The organism is Chitinophaga ginsengisoli (assembly GCF_003014595.1).
Lineage (GTDB): Bacteria > Bacteroidota > Bacteroidia > Chitinophagales > Chitinophagaceae > Chitinophaga > Chitinophaga ginsengisoli.
The window spans coordinates 1-1358 of the sequence record NZ_PYGK01000053.1 but is presented as its reverse complement, the minus strand read 5'-3'; the positions used below and the strand labels follow the sequence as shown (position 1 = coordinate 1358).

Sequence of the window (1358 nt, the reverse complement as noted above, 5' to 3'; positions counted from 1 at the left end):
CAATAGTTCGGTAATAAATTAAGCAGCCAATTCGGCCGTGTTTAAGCATTTGTGATAAAGACGTTTTATTTTCTTGCAATTCAAGTCCAAGCCTAATGTTGAAAAAATTCTATCGGTCATAAATTTATTGTAATAAGCCACTTTCACATTTCTCATAGAAAATGGGCCTCTGCATAATTGAGGCAAGTTTAGCCAAGTAGTTGCTTTAGCTATTGCCACAGTTGTCAATGCCATATTAAAATGGAAGTCCAGCTTATTGGCACTTCGTGCCTGACAGTCTTCCAATCCGGCAAACTGTTTGGCATCCCGGATAAGAAATTCTATTTGAAAACGCAGCCGGTAATACTTTAATATTGATTCCGGGCACAACGTTGTATCAGTCGATAATAAAATCTCATACTTTCCAGTTATCCGGTGCTCAATATATACTATCCTCACTTTCTTTTGAAGGCCGATCGAATAAACTACGCCACTGTAATAGATCGCATCATTATCAATCTGAAATTCTCGGATTCGCCGCTTATCTATTGTGCTGCAATTCACCTTATCATCATATAATTTTGGTCTGCCTCTTCCTTTCTTACGAGGACCGGTATATAAATAACGAAGATTTGCATCTGGTCGCATCTTCGTAATAACATGTAGCCCTGACTTTACAATAGGGTTAATAAAATCCTTCTTCATAAAATATCCATCCACCGTAAGATACTTGACCATGTCCATTAGAGCTGGGAGCTGACTTTTGACTACATCAATATAGTGATCCATTGATGTCCAGTTCTTTTCCTTAAGCACTTTTCTGCCAGGTGTTTGAACACCTTTTAAAGGCATAGCAGTTCCTGCTGCAACATCTACTATCGCCAGACATCCGAGCTCTAACCCTTTCTTCGCACGGTTTTCTGATCCGCTCCACCACTTTCCTAATCCTGGAGTATGGTTGCCAGACTTCGAAATATAAGTTGGATCAAAAGCTGCTATCAGCTCTTTATGACAACTGTGTTTGATTAGTTGCTTATTAAAGCTAATAAAATCAAACTGCTGTTCCATATGCAACCGAATGCTTTTCTCGCAATAATTGCCAAACCTGCTAAGATTGAGAATTGTATATCTTACCGGTAGTCCTAACCACACCTCAAATAGCGAAATCATAAATTTGTATTGAGGTTTGGTAGTTACTGATAATTCATTTAAAATTGCATCAACAAGGTGTTTCACCTTGCTAAAGGCATAGAGGTTTGTACTAGTCATACTTTCTCTAATGCCTTTTTTTATTTTTGGTTCGACCTTCCGAGCCCTTTAATTATCTACATCGTTTTTCCACACATGTTTTGTGAATAAAACTTACCGAACTATTGATA

General features: G+C 37.9%; 1 protein-coding gene. It reads right to left on the bottom strand.

The window, feature by feature from the left end:
• Positions 1 to 18: 18 nt before the first annotated feature.
• Positions 19 to 1248 (bottom strand): transposase, encoded by a 1230-nt coding sequence (locus CLV42_RS33640; RefSeq protein ID WP_106606330.1) that lies wholly within the window; start codon positions 1246 to 1248, stop codon positions 19 to 21.
• Between the last annotated feature and the right edge of the window lie 110 nt (positions 1249 to 1358).

What these genes read in the sequence shown, in the direction of transcription:
- CLV42_RS33640 (WP_106606330.1), bottom strand. Translation starts at nt 1,248, where the DNA reads ATGACTAGTACAAACCTCTATGCCTTTAGCAAGGTGAAACACCTTGTT.